This is a genomic window from Devosia insulae DS-56, assembly GCF_000970465.2.
GTDB classification, from domain to species: Bacteria; Pseudomonadota; Alphaproteobacteria; order Rhizobiales; family Devosiaceae; genus Devosia_A; species Devosia_A insulae.
In genome coordinates this window covers 1-14,666 of sequence record NZ_LAJE02000197.1, presented here as the reverse complement: position 1 = coordinate 14,666, position 14,666 = coordinate 1, and the positions used below count along the sequence as shown (strand labels likewise).

Here is a 14,666-nt window from a genome sequence, read left to right as displayed (position 1 = left end):
ACCGATCGGCCACTGAGGTCCGGCTCTTCCAGCGCCGCACCGTGCTCTCATTGACGCCCAGCTCGACAGCCAGGTCCGCGACGCTCGCCGTGCTGGCCTGAATGTAGGCCCGCGTCTTCGGCGTCGTTGTCGCATTGGCGTGCAACTTCAGATCCATCCCAAGCGCTCCCTGACAAAGGCAACGCCTCGTTCTACACCGAGTCCATCACGCCAATCCGCCGGAACAACACACTTTCGCGGGGATGACACCGTAGGTAGGGCAGAACTGTTCGTACGGTGCAGCGCCATCAACCGACTGGCTGCTGGCCGGCAGGTAGACTAGTTCGGCTGCGAGTTTGCCGCCTGCTGGGCCTGCAGGTTGCGCACGTTCTGGATGTAGAGCGCCTGGAAATCCACCGGCTCCATCATCAGCGGCGGGAAGCCGCCGAGCTGCACGATGGTGGCCAGCACATGGCGGGCGAACGGGAAGATCATCCGCGGGCATTCGACCATCAACAGCGCCGGCAGCTGCTGCTCGGGCACGTTCTTGACCCGGAACACCCCGCCATAGACCAGCTCGACATTGAACAGCACGGTCTTGTCGCGCTCGGCCTTGGCGTTGAGGCTGATTTCGACCGCATAGAGGTCGTCAGCCTGCTTCTTGACGCCAACATTGATGCCGACGGTAAAGTTGGGGTTGGTGCCGCCGAGCATCACCGAGCCGGGCGCGCCCGGATTCTCGAAACTCAGGTCGCGGGTATACTGCCCAACGAGGCTGTAGCTGGGCGCCGTGCCGGCGTTCGCGGGTGCGGCTTCGGGCGGGGTCTGGTCAGCCATAGTCGAAAATTCCTCGAGCTTTCGGTGGCCGGCTGGCTAGCACCTTTGGCCTTAAGCCACAAGCATTCCGGCCTCAGCGCGGCCGCCACTCATCGGAATCGAGGTCGATCGTGCCGTCGTCGACACGTCGCTGGGTAAAGCCCGGTCCCGCCCCCGTGGTCGTCGTCACCACGGTGACGCGCGACTTGAGGAAGGCATAGATCGCCGAACGCACCGGCGGGATCAGCAGCAGGATGCCGATGAGGTCAGAGAAGTAGCCGGGCAACAGCAGCAACAGACCCGCGAACCCGATCATCATCGCTTCGGCGAGCGCCCGGTCCGGTAACTGCCCACGGCCCACCGTCGAGCGCATCTCGTTGAGCAGCGACAGCCCCTGCAGGCGGATCACCAGCGAGCCGATTAGCGCCGTCAGCACCACGCCGGCCAGCGTCGGCCATAGCCCAATGGCATTGCCGATCACCACGAAGCAGGCGATCTCGATCAGCGGCACCAGGAGGAAGAACAGGAAGAACAGGCGGCCCAATGGGGTAACCCTTTCGAAAGCGCTGCGTCATAAAGGCCTCGGCAGGCCCCTCAGCCAAACGTGAACTGGTTTCCGGCTGAGCGTTTCCCTATATATAGGGCACATTCCTGGCTCCGCGAGCCGGGCGCCCCCCTTTCTCTGGCGCGAGTTGCACCTCCGATGGACGAATTCTTCGATATCCCCACGCTTATCGTCATTGGTCTGGCGATTGTCGTGCTGTTCCGCCTGCGCCAGGTGCTGGGCACCCGCACCGGCCGCGAGCGGACCCCGCTGCAGCGCCAGCGTGAGGCGGCGCCGGCGAAAGCCGGGGAGGAGAACGTCGTGCAGATGCGGCCGCGCCCGGCGCCGGAAACCGACGAGGATCAGGCGCGCGTCGCCCGAAAGCTCGAGGCCGAGATCACCCAGTTCGCTCATGGCGACGAAAAGGTGGCGGCCGGGCTCAAGGCGGTGGCCGATGCCGACCCGACCTTCGGGCCCAAGAGCTTTATGGAAGGCGCCAAATCGGCTTACGAAATGATCGTCACCGCGTTCGCCGCCGGTGATCGTCAGACGCTTAAGAACCTGCTGGAAAAGGACGTCTATGACGGCTTCGAGCGGGTGATCAAGGACCGCGAGGCCGCCGGCCACAAGGTCGATTTCACTTTCGTCGGCCTGCCCAAGGTCGAGATTTCCGACGCCGAACTCGACAAGCGTGCCGCCAACGTCACCATCCGCTTTCACGCCGAGGTGGTTTCGGCCACCCGCGACAAGGACGGCAACCTGCTCGAGGGCAATGCCGACCAGGTCACCAACATCGCCGACGAATGGACTTTTGCGCGCAACCCGAAGTCGCGCGACCCGAACTGGAAGCTCGTCGCCACCAGCCAGCTCGAATAGTCGGCCGCGCGCGGGGGCGATGCGATGGCCAAGCGCCGGTCGGATGGAAAGGGCCAGCTCCCCGACTGGCACCTTTGGCTCGAAGTGTCGCAGACGGTGTCGCCGCTCAGGCCCCAAAGGGCGCTCGTCAACCTCGAGTCCGAGCCGCTGCCGATCCCGCCCGTGGCACCGGCCCCCAAGCGGCATCGGTTGTTGCCTGCTATGGCGCCATACCAATCCGATGGCCGGCCGGGCAAGAAGGCCCCGCGGCCGGGGATCGAGCCCAATCTGAAGCAGCGGCTGCAACGCGGCCGCGAAGAGATCGACGGCACGATTGACCTGCACGGTATGCGCCAGGTCGAAGCCCACGCGGCGCTCACCCGCTTCATTCACGCCCGCTCGGCCCGTGGCGATCGCACCCTCCTCGTCATCACCGGCAAAGGGCTGAAAAAGCTCGGCGACGATGCGGCAGTGATCGTCGAGCGCGGCGTGCTGCGTGCCATGCTGCCGGTCTGGCTGTCCGAGCCTAACCTCGCGCCCCTGGTGGCCGGCTGGGACACCGCGGCGCAGGGGCATGGCGGTGATGGCGCCTTCTATGTTCGCTTGCGGCGGGAGCGGGATTACCGATGACACCACTGGGCCTAAAACTCCGCGCCATGCGTGAAGAACGTGGGTTGACCCTCAGAGACATGGCCAAGGCGCTGCGCGTTTCGAGCGCCTATCTCAGCGCCCTTGAGCATGGCCGTCGCGGCAAGCCGACCTTCGCGCTGCTGCAGAAGATCATCGCCTATTTCAACGTCATCTGGGACGACGCCGAGGAATTGCAGCGCCTCGCCGAGATGAGCGACCCGAAGATCACCATCGACACTGCCGGCATGTCGCCCGAAGCCACTGAGCTCGCCAACCGTCTCGCCCGCGACATCGGCCGCCTCGCGCCCGATGACTTGAGCTTTCTCAGCAATGAAGTGGCCCGCCGGCTGAAATAGTTACACGCCATTGCGTACCGCCAAGTACGCATCGCGGTGTTTGTTGCAAGAATGTCTCGCAACTGCCGTACTGCAAGTTACGTGAGAAATTACTGCTTGCTCCCCTCCAGCAACAGGCCTAAACGCCCGCTCCCGGCGACGTGCCGGTGACTGGCAAAGGGTCGAGCTCGTGAGCTCTCGCCTGGCGCGGATGGCATTGCCTCCCCGTGTACCGCCGGCCACTGGAAACCGGGATTGCGCATGTGGCCCAGAGGTAGGGCGCCGGATCAAAAGGTCCGGAAGTCGCGGGTTCGATTCCTGTCATGTGCTCCACGATGTAGCTCAGTGGGTAGAGCATCAGACCGATAATCTGACCGTCGAGGGTTCGACTCCCTCCATCACGGCCCTTCCAAGGCCACCAGCCTGTTAAGCTGGTTACTGAGACTAAGGGTTCTGGGGCCGGTCCTGCGGGGTCGGTCGCGGCAGCAGAGGCGAAAGCCCGCGCTGCCAAAGCCGGGACCGCCCTTCGAGGGGTGCTCCGGCGCCGGCTGAAGGATGAACATGGTTCTGGCCCGGCCCGCGCACCCGTTTGCGCCGTGGCTTCGCCGTTTCCATCGACATCCCGCTCGCCGGCCTGCCCGCCTCCCTGGTCGGTCGGCCGCCCCGGAACCTGTTTTGATTTGGCCGCGCTTTCGAACCGGAAAAGTCTCTCAACTTTTCCTGAAAGCGCTCCACCGCCATTCGACCGGTCCCGCGAGGTGCGGACCCGGCGAACCACCGGGCCAGCTGGCCCAAACCAGTGAAGGACGAGCTCAGGGCATGACCTAGAGGCGTTACAAGGAGGACGACCATGGTGATCGAAATTCTGGATCGGGTGCGCGGTGTAGAGCGCCTGATCGTCAAGGAAAACCAGCGCGTCATCGCGCTGTACAAGGGCAAGTTCCATGGGGTCCTCACCCCGGGCGAGCACGTGCTGCGGGCTGACCGCGGCCGGCTGGAGATCGAATGGCACGATCTCGCGCGTCCGGAGTTCGCCTCGATCTTCGACAAGGCGCTGTTCCGCGACCACGCCGAGGTGACGGAACAGTACCTGACCGAGATCCGCGCCGGCGCCGACGAGGTGGTTGTGGTGTCTCGCGACAAGCGCCTCCATGCCGTGCTGAAGCCGGAGGAGCGTGCGGTCTACTGGACCGAGGCTGGTCCCTGGACCACCGAGCGCTTCGATGTCGCGGGGGATCTTGCTGTGCCAGACAAGGTGCAGAAGCGCCTGACCGGTGTGGCCAGGCTCACCCTCGTCACCTCGGTCGATGTCGCCGAGGGCCATGTCGGCCTGCTGTTCGTCGACGGCAAGTTGGTGAGCGAGCTCGAGGCTGGTGCCCACATGTTCTGGGCGGTGACCCGCAAGGTCGCGGTGAAGGTCATCGACCTCCGCCGTCAGTCGCTCGACGTGACCGGCCAGGAAGTCCTGACGCGTGACCGTGTCACGCTCCGGGTGAACCTTGCCGCCGAGTACCAGGTGGTGGATGCGGTGAAGGCCGCGACCACCGTCAAGGACTTTGCCGATGCGCTCTACCGCGCCCTGCAGTTTGCGTTCCGCAAGTCGCTGGGTGTTAAGAGCCTCGACGAGATCCTTGCCGACAAGGTGACGGCCGAGGCCGAGGCAATTGCCGAGGTGCGGACGCAGATGGCGGCGATTGGTCTCACGGTCGGTGAGATCGCGGTCAAGGACGTGATCCTGCCCGGCGAGATGCGCGACATCCTCAACAAGGTTGTCGCGGCCGAGAAGGAAGCCGAGGCGAACATCATCCGCCGGCGCGAGGAGACGAACGCCACGCGTTCGCTGCTCAACACCGCGCGGGTGATGGCCGAGAACCCGGTGATGCTGCGGCTGAAGGAGCTCGAAGCCTTGTCGGAGATCGCCGGCAAGGTCGAGCGCCTGACCATCCACAACGGTACGGCGGGCCTGATGAACGACCTCGTCAAGCTTCGCGACGAGTGACACTGAGGCCGCCGGGGGAAACTCCGGCGGCCAAGCTGTTTGCGGCGACCTGGCTGCTGCGCTATCTGAGGGGATGGGACGACGCAGCGAGCTCGATTGTGACCTCGAGACTGAGCGGTTTCATTTGCGCCGCTCAGGCCGGCTGCAGACATTCCTGCTGACACGACGCTGGCGACGCGATCCGGTGCTGCTCGAGGGCCTGTTCCTCTCGCCACGGCCGCATTCCCTCCTTGGCTGGTGGTTTCGCGGCCCGCATCCGAACGGCCGGACCCGCTTCGCCCACGGCATCGTCGCCAGGGCGAGCGGCGCGGTCATCGGGGTCCACATCGTCGTGCGCCAGCGCGATGGCTCGGCCCATTGCCATGTCGCGGTGCACGAGCGGGCCTGGTGGGGCAAGGGCGTCGTGGTCGAAGCGCGCACCCGGCTGTTCGAGCATTTCTTCGCCCACGGGATTACCCGCTTCGGGGCCACCATCGACGCGCGCAACGCGCCTTCGATCTTCAACTATCGCCAGCTCGGCTTTAGGGTGATCGGCAACGCCACCACCTACGACCACGATCCGCTGACTGGCCGCGGCCGTCCGGCGGTAGAGCTCGAACTGCGGCGCGAGGATTGGCTTGCACGACCACCAGGGAGATCGCTTTGAACGCTGAGCATCGTGCCATGGCCCTGGTCGCCAGCGCTCTCGATATCCAGGGCGCCGTCTCGGCCAGCGATGACATGCACAGCCTTGCCGCCTGGTCCAGTCTCGCCCATGCCCGCCTGGCGCTGGAGCTGGAGGCCGAGCTCGGCCGCCAGCTGACCGGCGAGGAGGTTGCCGGCATCACCTCGGTGTCGGCCGTGGCGAAGCTGCTCGGCTAAGCGCCCGGGATTCACGTGGAACATCGATCCGAAGACGAAGAGCTGGTCGTCCTGCTGCATGGCATCGCCCGCACCGGCCGCAGCATGCGGCCGATGGAGAGTTTTCTCCGCGCCGCCGGCTATCGCATACTGAACCTCGACTACCCCTCCCGACGCCATGACCTTGCCGGCTTGGCCGATATCGTCACACAGCAGCTTGCCGCGGCCGGCGCCTGGGATGCGCCGAAGCTGCATTTCGTCACCCATTCGATGGGCGGACTGGTTGCAAGACACCTGCTTGGCGGTCGCCCGCCCCACGCCAGGATCGGCCGGGTGCTGCTGCTGGCGCCGCCCAGTGCCGGCAGCGAGGTCGCCGACTTTCTCGCGCCGCTGCCGCCCTACCGCTGGCTCTATGGTCCGGCCGGCCAACAACTGACCAGCCGCTACTGCAGCGACGCCTGGCGAACCAAGCCGGATTTCGAGCTTGGTATCATCGCCGGCGCGACCGGTTGGCCGTACCTGCTCGGCACCCTGCTGCTGCCGCGCCCGCACGATGGCCGGGTTTCGGTCGAACGCACTCGGGTCGATGGCATGCGCGATCATCTCGTCGTCCGTGCCACTCACAGCTTCATCATGCGCGGGCCCGAGGTGCAGCGGCAGGTGCTGCAGTTCATTCGTCACGGTGGCTTCGCCCGTCAGGTGGACGGTCGGGCCGAGCCGGGAGCGGCCACCGGGTCGGCAGCGGAGCTGCAGCAGTGAAGAACGCCCTTTTCATCTGCAGCGGCAATCGCCTGCGCAGCCCGACCGCAGAGGCGGTCTTCGCGACCTGGCCGGACGTCGAAACCGACTCGGCGGGTCTCGATAACGATGCAATCGTTCGGCTGTCGCCCGAGCAGATCGAATGGGCCGACCTGATCTTTGTGATGGAGGCATCGCATCGCAACAGGCTCGGCAAGCAGTTTCGCTCGCATCTGAAGGGCAAGCGCGTCATCGTCCTTGGAATTGTCGACGACTACGCCTTTATGGCGCCCGAGCTGGTGGCGCTGCTTAACAGCAAGGTCGGTCGCTATCTCCGTTGAGCCGGATCGGCTCGCCCCGGAGACCTGGGCCTTTCAGCAACGAGGTGATGAGGCGATAAAGAGATCCGTGCGCCACCCCCGCCGCGTGCAATGGTACATGGCAGCTTTGCCCCTCGGTAGTTGTTGGTAGTTGCGCCATACAAGCAAAGCAACCCCGACGATTCGTCGAAGTGTTAAGGTTTACTGCAGACAATCGCCCGCCTCGCTGCTGTTGGGAGAGAGCGATATGCGGGCCTCACAACTGTTTTGGCATGATGCGTCGCGCTGGTCAGAGGACACGGACGGCCTCGATCGGGCTGGGCTGGTGTTTTACTTCGGCACCCGGCAGATGCTCGCCGATGGCGCGATCTACGACAGCCTGCGCCGGCGCTTCCCCGAGGCACACGTCCTGGGGTGCTCGACCGGCGGCCAGCTTGCCGGCACCGATGTCAGCGATGATATGGCCTGTGCCCTGGCGCTCGATTTCGACGCGACCACGCTGCGCGTCATGCGCGCCGATATCGCCGGATCCGCCAATTCGCGCGCCACCGGCCAGGCGATCGGCGCCGGCCTCAAGGGCGATGGTCTTGCCGGGGTGTTCGTCCTCTCCGATGGGCTGCACGTCAATGGCAGCGCACTGGTCGAGGGTATCGTCGATGCGGTCGGCCGCGGCGTACCGGTGAGCGGTGGCCTCGCCGGTGACGGCGCCGACTTCGTCGAGACCCTGGTCGGCTGCGATGGCCCACCGATGTCCAACGCGATCGCCGCAGTCGGCTTTTATGGCGATGCGATCCGCATCGGCCATGGCAGCGCCGGCGGCTGGGACGTGTTCGGGCCGATGCGGCGGATCACCCGCGCCGCCGGCAATGTGCTCTACGAAGTCGACGGCAAGCCGGCGCTCGACCTCTATAAGCTCTACCTGGGTCCCGAGGAGAGCCAGAACCTGCCGGGCTCGGCGCTGCTCTTCCCGCTGCGCATCTTCGATCCACGCCATCCCGAGCGCAGCGTGGTCCGGACCATTCTTTCCGTCGATCACGACACCGGGTCCATGACCTTTGCCGGCGACATGCCGACCGGTTGGTCGGCGCAACTGATGCGCGGCAATTTCCATCGGCTCTGCGCCGGGGCGGCCGAAGCCACCCAGCGGGCGGTGTTGGGCGCCGGGCCGGCCGCCGATACCCAGAGTGCCGCGATTTTTGTGAGCTGCATCGGGCGGCGCCTGCTGATGGGCCAGCGGATCGACGAGGAAATCGAGGCAGCAACGGCCGAGCTGTCGGAGCGCTGCCTGCCGGTCGGCTTTTATTCCTACGGCGAGATCTCCCCCGACGAAGGGTCAGGCTTCTGTCAGCTGCACAACCAGACCATGACGGTGACCGTGTTGACCGAAGAGGCGGCCTGAGCCTTGCGCAAGCTGTTTGACCGGCAGCTGGAGAAAGCCACGGACGCCGCCGGTCATGTCGACCTGGTGGCGCTCGAAAGGCTGATCACGGCTGCCTACGAGGAAGCTGAGCTCGACCGCACCCGCACCGATCGCTCGATGGAGCTGATGATCGGCGAGCTGACAGCGTTCCAGGTCGGGCTCGAAACCGAGATCGACAAGCGCACCGCACAGCTGACGAGGAGTCGACAGAAGCTCAGGACCCAGAACACACGCTTCCTCACCGCGCTCGAGAACATGTCGCAGGGCCTTGCCATGTTCGATGCGCGCCAGCGGCTGGTGGTCTGCAACCATCAGTATCTCGAGATGTACAACCTGCCGCGCCACCTGGGGCGGGTCGGCACGCATCTGGTCACCATCCTCAAGGCGCGCATCGCCGCCGGCACCTCCGGCGGCGACGATCCGGTGGCCTATCTGCGCGAGCGGCTGTTCGTGGCGACAGAAGGGGTGAGTTCATCCGCGGTCCACCAGCTCGCCAACGGCCGGGTGATGTCGGTCGCGCACAAGGCGATGGCCGATGGCGGCTGGGTGACCATGCACAAGGACATCACCGAGCTGCACAGCATGCAGGCCGAGCTCGCCCACCAGGCCTACCACGATGCACTCACCGGACTGCCGAACCGCAACTTCTTCTACCAGCGGCTGGGGCAGGCGTTCGAGGCGCTGCACTCCGGCGCGGGCTTTGCGGTGCTTTGCCTCGATCTCGACGGGTTCAAGGCGATCAACGATTCGATGGGTCATGCCAGCGGCGACAAGCTGCTGCGGCAGGTAGCGACGCGGCTTTCCGATTGCACGGCGGCGGCGGGTGTCGTTGGGCGCATGGGCGGCGACGAGTTCGCCGTGCTGCTGCCGGGTGGGACGCGGGACAGTGCCCTCGCTTTGGCCCGTACCATCCTCGATGCGATCCGGCGGCCTTTCGACATCGACGATCACGCCGTGCTGGTGGGCGTGAGCATCGGCATCGCGCTGGCGCCCGAGGACGGTGCAGGAGCGGACGCGCTGCTCAGGAGCGGCGACCTGGCGTTGTACTCGATCAAGCGGGGACGCCGCGGCGGCTACAGTTTCTTCGAGCCTGACCTGGCGCAGACGCTGAGTGCGCGCTCCAGCATGGAGCACGATCTGCGGCGGGCCCTCGCCAACGGCGAGTTCGAACTGTTTTACCAGCCGGTGCTCAACCTCGCGGCACAGCAGATCGTCGGCTTCGAGGCTCTGCTGCGCTGGCGCCACCCGACCGAGGGCCTGATTCTGCCAGGTGATTTCGTCCCCCTGGCCGAGGAACTCGGCCTGATCATGCCGATCGGCGAGTGGGTGATCCGCGAGGCCTTTGCCGAAGCTGCCCGCTGGCCGGCTTCGATGCGGATTGCGGTGAATGTCTCGACGGTGCAGTTCGAACGCGGCAGCCTTGTCGGGGTGCTGGTCAATGCATTGGCCGCCAGCGGCCTGGCGGCGGACCGGGTCGAGGTCGAGATCACCGAAACGCTGTTCCTCGAGCAGAGCGAGACCAACCTCGACATCCTGCACCAACTGCACGCGCTCGGGCTCAAGGTGGCACTTGACGATTTCGGTACTGGCTTCTCGGCGCTGAACTACCTGCTGGCGTTTCCCTTCGACAAGATCAAGATCGACGGCTCGTTCGTTCGCGCCCTCGATAACACGGCGGGAGCCCACATCATCCTGGGGGCGGTCGCCAGCATCGGGCGGCGCATGGGGATCGTGACCACCGCCGAGGGCATCGAGACGGCCGAGCAGCTCAGAAACGTCCGCGCGCTGGATTACACCGAAGCCCAGGGCTTCCTGATCGCGAGGCCGATGAGCCGGGACGCAGTTCGCCACCTGCTCGACCTGTCGAGCGATCCCCGGGGCGAGGTGCCCATGGTCGTGGAACCCAAGGCCGCCACCGGCACAGGCGGGGTGTAGCCTCCGCGGCTGCCAGCTGTCCCCGGGATTCACGTGGAACATCCTGCCCGGGTGGACAGCCCGGCTGAACCGGCCTATGCGCTACCCGATATTCTGAGTTCTGCGGACAAGTTTCATGCTGCGCCGGTTCTTTGCCTATTACGCCCCCTACAAGCACCTGTTCTTTCTCGATTTCGGCTGCGCCGTGCTCGCCGGTATCCTCGAGCTCGGCTTCCCGCTGGCGGTAAAGCTGTTCGTCGACGACCTGCTGCCGGGGCAGAACTGGGGGCTGATCGCCGCAACGGCGGCGCTGCTGCTGGGGGTGTTCGCGCTCAACACGGTGCTCTCGGCCATCGTCAACTACTGGGGCCATGCGCTCGGCATCTCGATCGAGACCGATATGCGCCGGCAGGCTTTCGATCACATCCAGAAGCTCAGCTTCCGCTATTTCGACAACAACAAGACCGGCCAGCTGATCACCCACGTCACCAAGGATCTCGAGGAGGTGGGCGAGGTGGCCCATCACGGCCCCGAGGACCTGTTCATCGCGGTGCTGACCTTCATCGGCGCCTTCCTCCTGATGTTCACCGTGCATTGGCAGCTGGCGCTCCTCACCACCATCATCGTACCGCTGATGACCTGGCTGGTCAGCCGCTATGGCGCGCGGATGACCACCACCTGGCAGCAGTTGTTCCGCCAGGTCGGCGACTTCAACACAAGGGTGCAGGAAAGCGTCGGCGGCATCCGTGTGGTCAAGGCTTTCGCCAACGAGGATTACGAGCGCGGGCTGTTCGCCAAGAACAACGAGGGCTATCGCGCCACCAAGCTCAGCGCCTATGCCATCATGACCGCCTCGATTGCGCTCAGCTATTTCAGCACTCGCTTCGTGCAGCTGGTGGTGATGGTCGCCGGCACCTGGTTCGTCATCAAGGGCGAGCTGAGCTACGGCGGCTTCGTCAGCTTCCTCCTCCTGGTCAATGTGTTCTTCCGGCCGATCGACAAAATCACCTCGGTGCTCGAGAGCTACCCAAAGGGCATTGCCGGCTTCCGCCGCTTCACCACGCTGATCGACACCGAGCCCGATACCGCCGACCGGCCCGGCGCCCGGGCGGTCGAGAGCCTCAAGGGCGATATCGTCTATAGCGATGTGAGCTTTGCCTATTCGGGCGATCCGGCCGCGAAGGACAAGGTGCTGGATGGGCTGAACCTCACTATCGCCGCCGGCGAAACCGTCGCCTTTGTCGGCCCCTCCGGCGCCGGCAAGACCACTATCTGCTCCCTGCTGCCGCGCTTCTATGACGTCACCGCCGGCGCGATCAGCATCGACGGCATCGACATCCGCGACATGACGCAGGCCTCGCTGCGCGGTCAGATCGGCATCGTGCAGCAGGATGTGTTCCTGTTCGGCTCGACCATTCGCGAGAACGTTGCCTATGGCCGGCTCGGCGCCAGCGACGCCGAGGTTATGGAGGCGCTGCGGCGCGCCGCGCTCGATGAGTTCGTGCTGTCGCTGCCCGATGGGCTCGATACCCCCACCGGCGAGCGCGGCGTAAAACTCTCGGGCGGGCAGAAGCAGCGCCTCGCCATCGCGCGCATTTTCCTCAAAAACCCGCCGATCCTGATCCTTGATGAAGCGACCTCAGCGCTCGATACCGCCACCGAGTACGCCATCCAGCAGGCGCTCGCCGCGCTGTCCGAGGGTCGTACCACCCTGGTGGTGGCGCATCGGCTCGCCACCATTCGCAATGCCGATCGTATCGTGGTGGTGAGCAGCGAGGGGATCGTCGAACAGGGCAGCCACGCCGAGCTACTGGAGCGCCGCGGCGCCTATGCCCGGCTGCATGGCGCGCAGTTTGCCGAGCCGGTGACGGCGACCTGATACCGGATCGACGAGGGGGGACGATGCTGAAGCTCAAATATCTAGAGGACAACCGGCCGCTGGCCGAGCTGTTGCGAGCCGATTGGGATGCCGATCCAGCGCCGTTCGCCTGGTACCGGATCTCGTCCAACGCCATCTATCTCTTCAGCTTCGAGGGCGAGCAGCGCTTCCTGCGCTTTGCCCCGGCGGCCGAAAAGCGTGCCGAGAATATCGCGGCGGAGCTGGAGTTGCTGTCCTACCTCGGCAAGGCCGGTTACGGCGCCGCAGTGCCGATCGCCGCAAGGAACGGCCAGCACGTCGTCTCAACAACCACGCCGTGGGGCAGCTATCACGCAACGGCCTTCCATGCCGTGCCCGGCATTCAGCTGAGCCGGACCGATCTGGGCGAGACCATCATCACCAGCTACGGGCGGGCGCTGGCCGAGTTGCATCAGCTATCGAAAGCTTATCGCCCCGATCGGCCGCGTCGCTGGAGCGAAAGCGATGTGCTGGACTGGATCCGGACGGAGCTGCGGCCGTTGCCCGGCACTGAAGCCGCTGTCGCCGAGGCTGAGGTGATTGGTCGTCGCCTGTCGGAGCTGCCGCGGAACGCCGAGAGCTATGGCCTCGTCCACTACGATTTCGAATGCGACAACGTCTTCTTCGATGCAGCGAGCGGGCGCTGCTTCGCCATCGATTTTGATGATGCCATGTACCACTGGTTCGCCATGGACATCGGACAGGCCGTCGACAGCCTTGCCGACGAGGTCGAGCCTGAGCTCGCGGCTGCGCGGGAAGCGATGTTTCTTGCCGGCTATGCCTCGGTCCGCCCGTTGCCCGACCCGGCTTTGCGGCCGGTCTGCCGTCGCTTCGCCGATCTCTACTGGTACGCCCGGGTCGCCTACGCGCTCAGCGAAACCTGGCCGACTGAGCCGGACTGGATGATCGGATTGCGCAGCCGCCTCGAGGACGGAAAGACCGAACGCGCCGCGCGGTTCGGCACGCCCCTCGCTTAGCGCCCGAGAAAGCTCCTGAGCCGCCTGACCCCCTCGCGGAGTTTGCCGGGCTCAACCGCGTGGCACCAACGCAGCCAGCCATCGCCTTCCGGCCCGAACGCGCCGCCTGGCGCGAGGCCGAGCCCTGCGCCCTCGACCAGGCGTTTCGCCAGCGCCAGCGTGTCGTCAAAGCCCTCGACGCGGAAGAAGACATACATCGCGCCGCCGGCATCGGGGACGCTGACGCCCGGTATCCGGCTCAGCTCGTCGACCAGCAGGGTTCGGGCGGCAGTGAGCTCGGCCCGAAGCTTCATGACCGTCGGCTCGCCCGCCGTCAGCGCGGCCGTCGCGGCGCGCTGCACCGGCTCGAGGATGCAGGAGGTGTTGTACTCGATGACCTTGGTCAGATCGTTCGACAGCGTCTCCGGGGTTGCCAGCCAGCCGACGCGCCAGCCGGTCATCGACCAGGCTTTCGAGAAGCTGTTGACCGAGATGATCCGGTCGCCCGGCTCATAGCGCCGGAGAAACGACGGAGCCGAGCGACGCTCGGGGTCATGCACCAGCCGTTCATAGACATCGTCGCTCAGCACCCAGATGCCATGCTTGCGGCAATGTGCCAGCACCGCGTCGACTTCATCTTCCTCGATGGTCCAGCCGGTGGGGTTGTTCGGCGAGTTGATAATGGCGAGCCGCGTGTCCGGGGTCAGCGCTGCCAGCAGCCGTTCGAGATCCAGCGACCACTTGCCGTTGGTGACCGCCAGCGGCACCCGCACCACCTCGGCGCCGAGAATTCTCGGGATCTCGACGATGTTGGGCCAGAGCGGCGTTACTGCCACCACTCGGTCGCCGGGCGAAAGCACCATCTGCGCCGCGATCATCAGCCCCGAGACGCCCGACCCCACCGCCGCGATGCGTCCCGGCGTGATCGCGGTGCCATGCAGCTCGCTGAGATAGCCGGCGATGGCCTCACGCAGGTACGGCCGGCCGAGATTCTGTGAGTAGAAGGTTTCGCCCTCGGCCAGTGACGCCATGGCTGCTTCGCGGATGAAGCGCGGCGTCGGCTGGTCGGACTCGCCGAACCAGAACGGCAGCACGTCAGTCCGACCCATTCCGGCATTCGCCACCTCGCGGATCAGCGAGGACTGCAGCGATTGGACGTCGGAGCGGGCGGAGACGGAGGGGATCGGCGATGTGGCGCGGGCGACGGTCAACGCGATGCTCCAGTAGGAAGGCCGGGGACGGGTCCCGGCCTTGGTACTGCATAGACGCGGCGGTCACTAGAGCGGTTCGGATATGAGTTGAACCGCCGGCGCGGGCTGACCCCCACCCTTGATCCCTCGCCCTCAAACAGGGGGAGGGAGACGATAGCCTCGATACCAGTGGGAGGGTCTCCCTCCCCATGTTCAGGGGGAGGGGACAGGGG

Annotated in this window: 16 protein-coding genes and 2 tRNA genes; 14 read left to right on the top strand and 4 right to left on the bottom strand. The window is 65.5% G+C overall.

The annotated features are described in order from the left end of the window. From VW23_RS29815 to VW23_RS14135, 3 genes are all read right to left on the bottom strand, one after another. Positions 1–157, bottom strand: a 157-nt coding sequence (locus VW23_RS29815) for a phage terminase small subunit-related protein (protein WP_425285210.1), incomplete at its 3' end; no start/stop codon positions are given. A 161-nt stretch (positions 158–318) separates the two neighbouring features. Beyond that, complete coding sequence (gene secB / locus VW23_RS14140) at positions 319–816, bottom strand: protein-export chaperone SecB (RefSeq protein ID WP_069910203.1); 498 nt, start codon at positions 814–816, stop codon at positions 319–321. A gap of 73 nt (positions 817–889) precedes the next feature. Then, positions 890–1,339: an FxsA family protein gene (locus VW23_RS14135; protein ID WP_084646116.1), complete on the bottom strand. Its 450-nt coding sequence runs from the start codon at positions 1,337–1,339 to the stop codon at positions 890–892. Positions 1,340–1,498: 159 nt separating this feature from the next. Here VW23_RS14135 and VW23_RS14130 point away from each other — a divergent pair, with 159 nt between their 5' ends. The 14 genes from VW23_RS14130 (at position 1,499) to VW23_RS14065 (ending at position 13,264) form a co-directional block, all read left to right on the top strand. Then, positions 1,499–2,215, top strand: coding sequence for a Tim44/TimA family putative adaptor protein (locus tag VW23_RS14130; RefSeq protein WP_069910202.1), 717 nt, complete (start codon positions 1,499–1,501; stop codon positions 2,213–2,215). A gap of 24 nt (positions 2,216–2,239) precedes the next feature. Beyond that, positions 2,240–2,824, top strand: a complete 585-nt coding sequence (locus VW23_RS14125; protein WP_069910201.1) for a Smr/MutS family protein — start codon at positions 2,240–2,242, stop codon at positions 2,822–2,824. Then, complete coding sequence (locus tag VW23_RS14120; RefSeq protein WP_069910200.1) at positions 2,821–3,180, top strand: helix-turn-helix domain-containing protein; 360 nt, start codon at positions 2,821–2,823, stop codon at positions 3,178–3,180. The genes VW23_RS14125 and VW23_RS14120 overlap by 4 nt, the downstream gene beginning before the upstream one ends. Before the next feature lie 236 nt (positions 3,181–3,416). Next, positions 3,417–3,492: transfer RNA gene (locus VW23_RS14115), tRNA-OTHER, on the top strand. Between the two features lies 1 nt (position 3,493). After that, positions 3,494–3,560: transfer RNA gene (locus VW23_RS14110), tRNA-Ile, on the top strand. A 449-nt stretch (positions 3,561–4,009) separates the two neighbouring features. Continuing rightward, complete coding sequence (locus VW23_RS14105; protein ID WP_342029924.1) at positions 4,010–5,158, top strand: slipin family protein; 1,149 nt, start codon at positions 4,010–4,012, stop codon at positions 5,156–5,158. Between the two features lie 73 nt (positions 5,159–5,231). Next, positions 5,232–5,804, top strand: a complete 573-nt coding sequence (locus VW23_RS14100) for a GNAT family N-acetyltransferase (protein WP_084646114.1) — start codon at positions 5,232–5,234, stop codon at positions 5,802–5,804. Next, positions 5,801–6,019 carry a hypothetical protein gene (locus VW23_RS14095; RefSeq protein ID WP_141728338.1) on the top strand — a complete coding sequence of 73 codons (219 nt, stop codon included), beginning with the start codon at positions 5,801–5,803 and terminating at the stop codon, positions 6,017–6,019. The genes VW23_RS14100 and VW23_RS14095 overlap by 4 nt, the downstream gene beginning before the upstream one ends. 15 nt (positions 6,020–6,034) lie before the next feature. Further along, on the top strand, positions 6,035–6,757 hold the full coding sequence (locus tag VW23_RS14090; protein WP_244513590.1) for an alpha/beta hydrolase: 723 nt from the start codon (positions 6,035–6,037) through the stop codon (positions 6,755–6,757). Then, positions 6,754–7,077, top strand: a complete 324-nt coding sequence (locus VW23_RS14085) for a low molecular weight protein tyrosine phosphatase family protein (RefSeq protein ID WP_069910197.1) — start codon at positions 6,754–6,756, stop codon at positions 7,075–7,077. The genes VW23_RS14090 and VW23_RS14085 overlap by 4 nt, the downstream gene beginning before the upstream one ends. Positions 7,078–7,303: 226 nt before the next feature. After that, positions 7,304–8,455 carry an FIST signal transduction protein gene (locus VW23_RS14080; RefSeq protein ID WP_069910196.1) on the top strand — a complete coding sequence of 384 codons (1,152 nt, stop codon included), beginning with the start codon at positions 7,304–7,306 and terminating at the stop codon, positions 8,453–8,455. Between the two features lie 3 nt (positions 8,456–8,458). Beyond that, positions 8,459–10,411: a putative bifunctional diguanylate cyclase/phosphodiesterase gene (locus VW23_RS14075; RefSeq protein WP_069910195.1), complete on the top strand. Its 1,953-nt coding sequence runs from the start codon at positions 8,459–8,461 to the stop codon at positions 10,409–10,411. A 115-nt stretch (positions 10,412–10,526) separates the two neighbouring features. Next, positions 10,527–12,269 (top strand): ABC transporter ATP-binding protein, encoded by a 1,743-nt coding sequence (locus tag VW23_RS14070; RefSeq protein ID WP_069910194.1) that lies wholly within the window; start codon positions 10,527–10,529, stop codon positions 12,267–12,269. A 23-nt stretch (positions 12,270–12,292) separates the two neighbouring features. Further along, a complete protein-coding gene (locus tag VW23_RS14065; protein ID WP_069910193.1) occupies positions 12,293–13,264 on the top strand; it encodes a phosphotransferase enzyme family protein in 972 nt (323 codons plus the stop codon). Here VW23_RS14065 and VW23_RS14060 read toward each other — a convergent pair. Continuing rightward, positions 13,261–14,454 (bottom strand): pyridoxal phosphate-dependent aminotransferase, encoded by a 1,194-nt coding sequence (locus tag VW23_RS14060; protein WP_069910192.1) that lies wholly within the window; start codon positions 14,452–14,454, stop codon positions 13,261–13,263. The two genes, VW23_RS14065 and VW23_RS14060, sit on opposite strands and share 4 nt — an antisense overlap. Positions 14,455–14,666 lie beyond the last annotated feature (212 nt).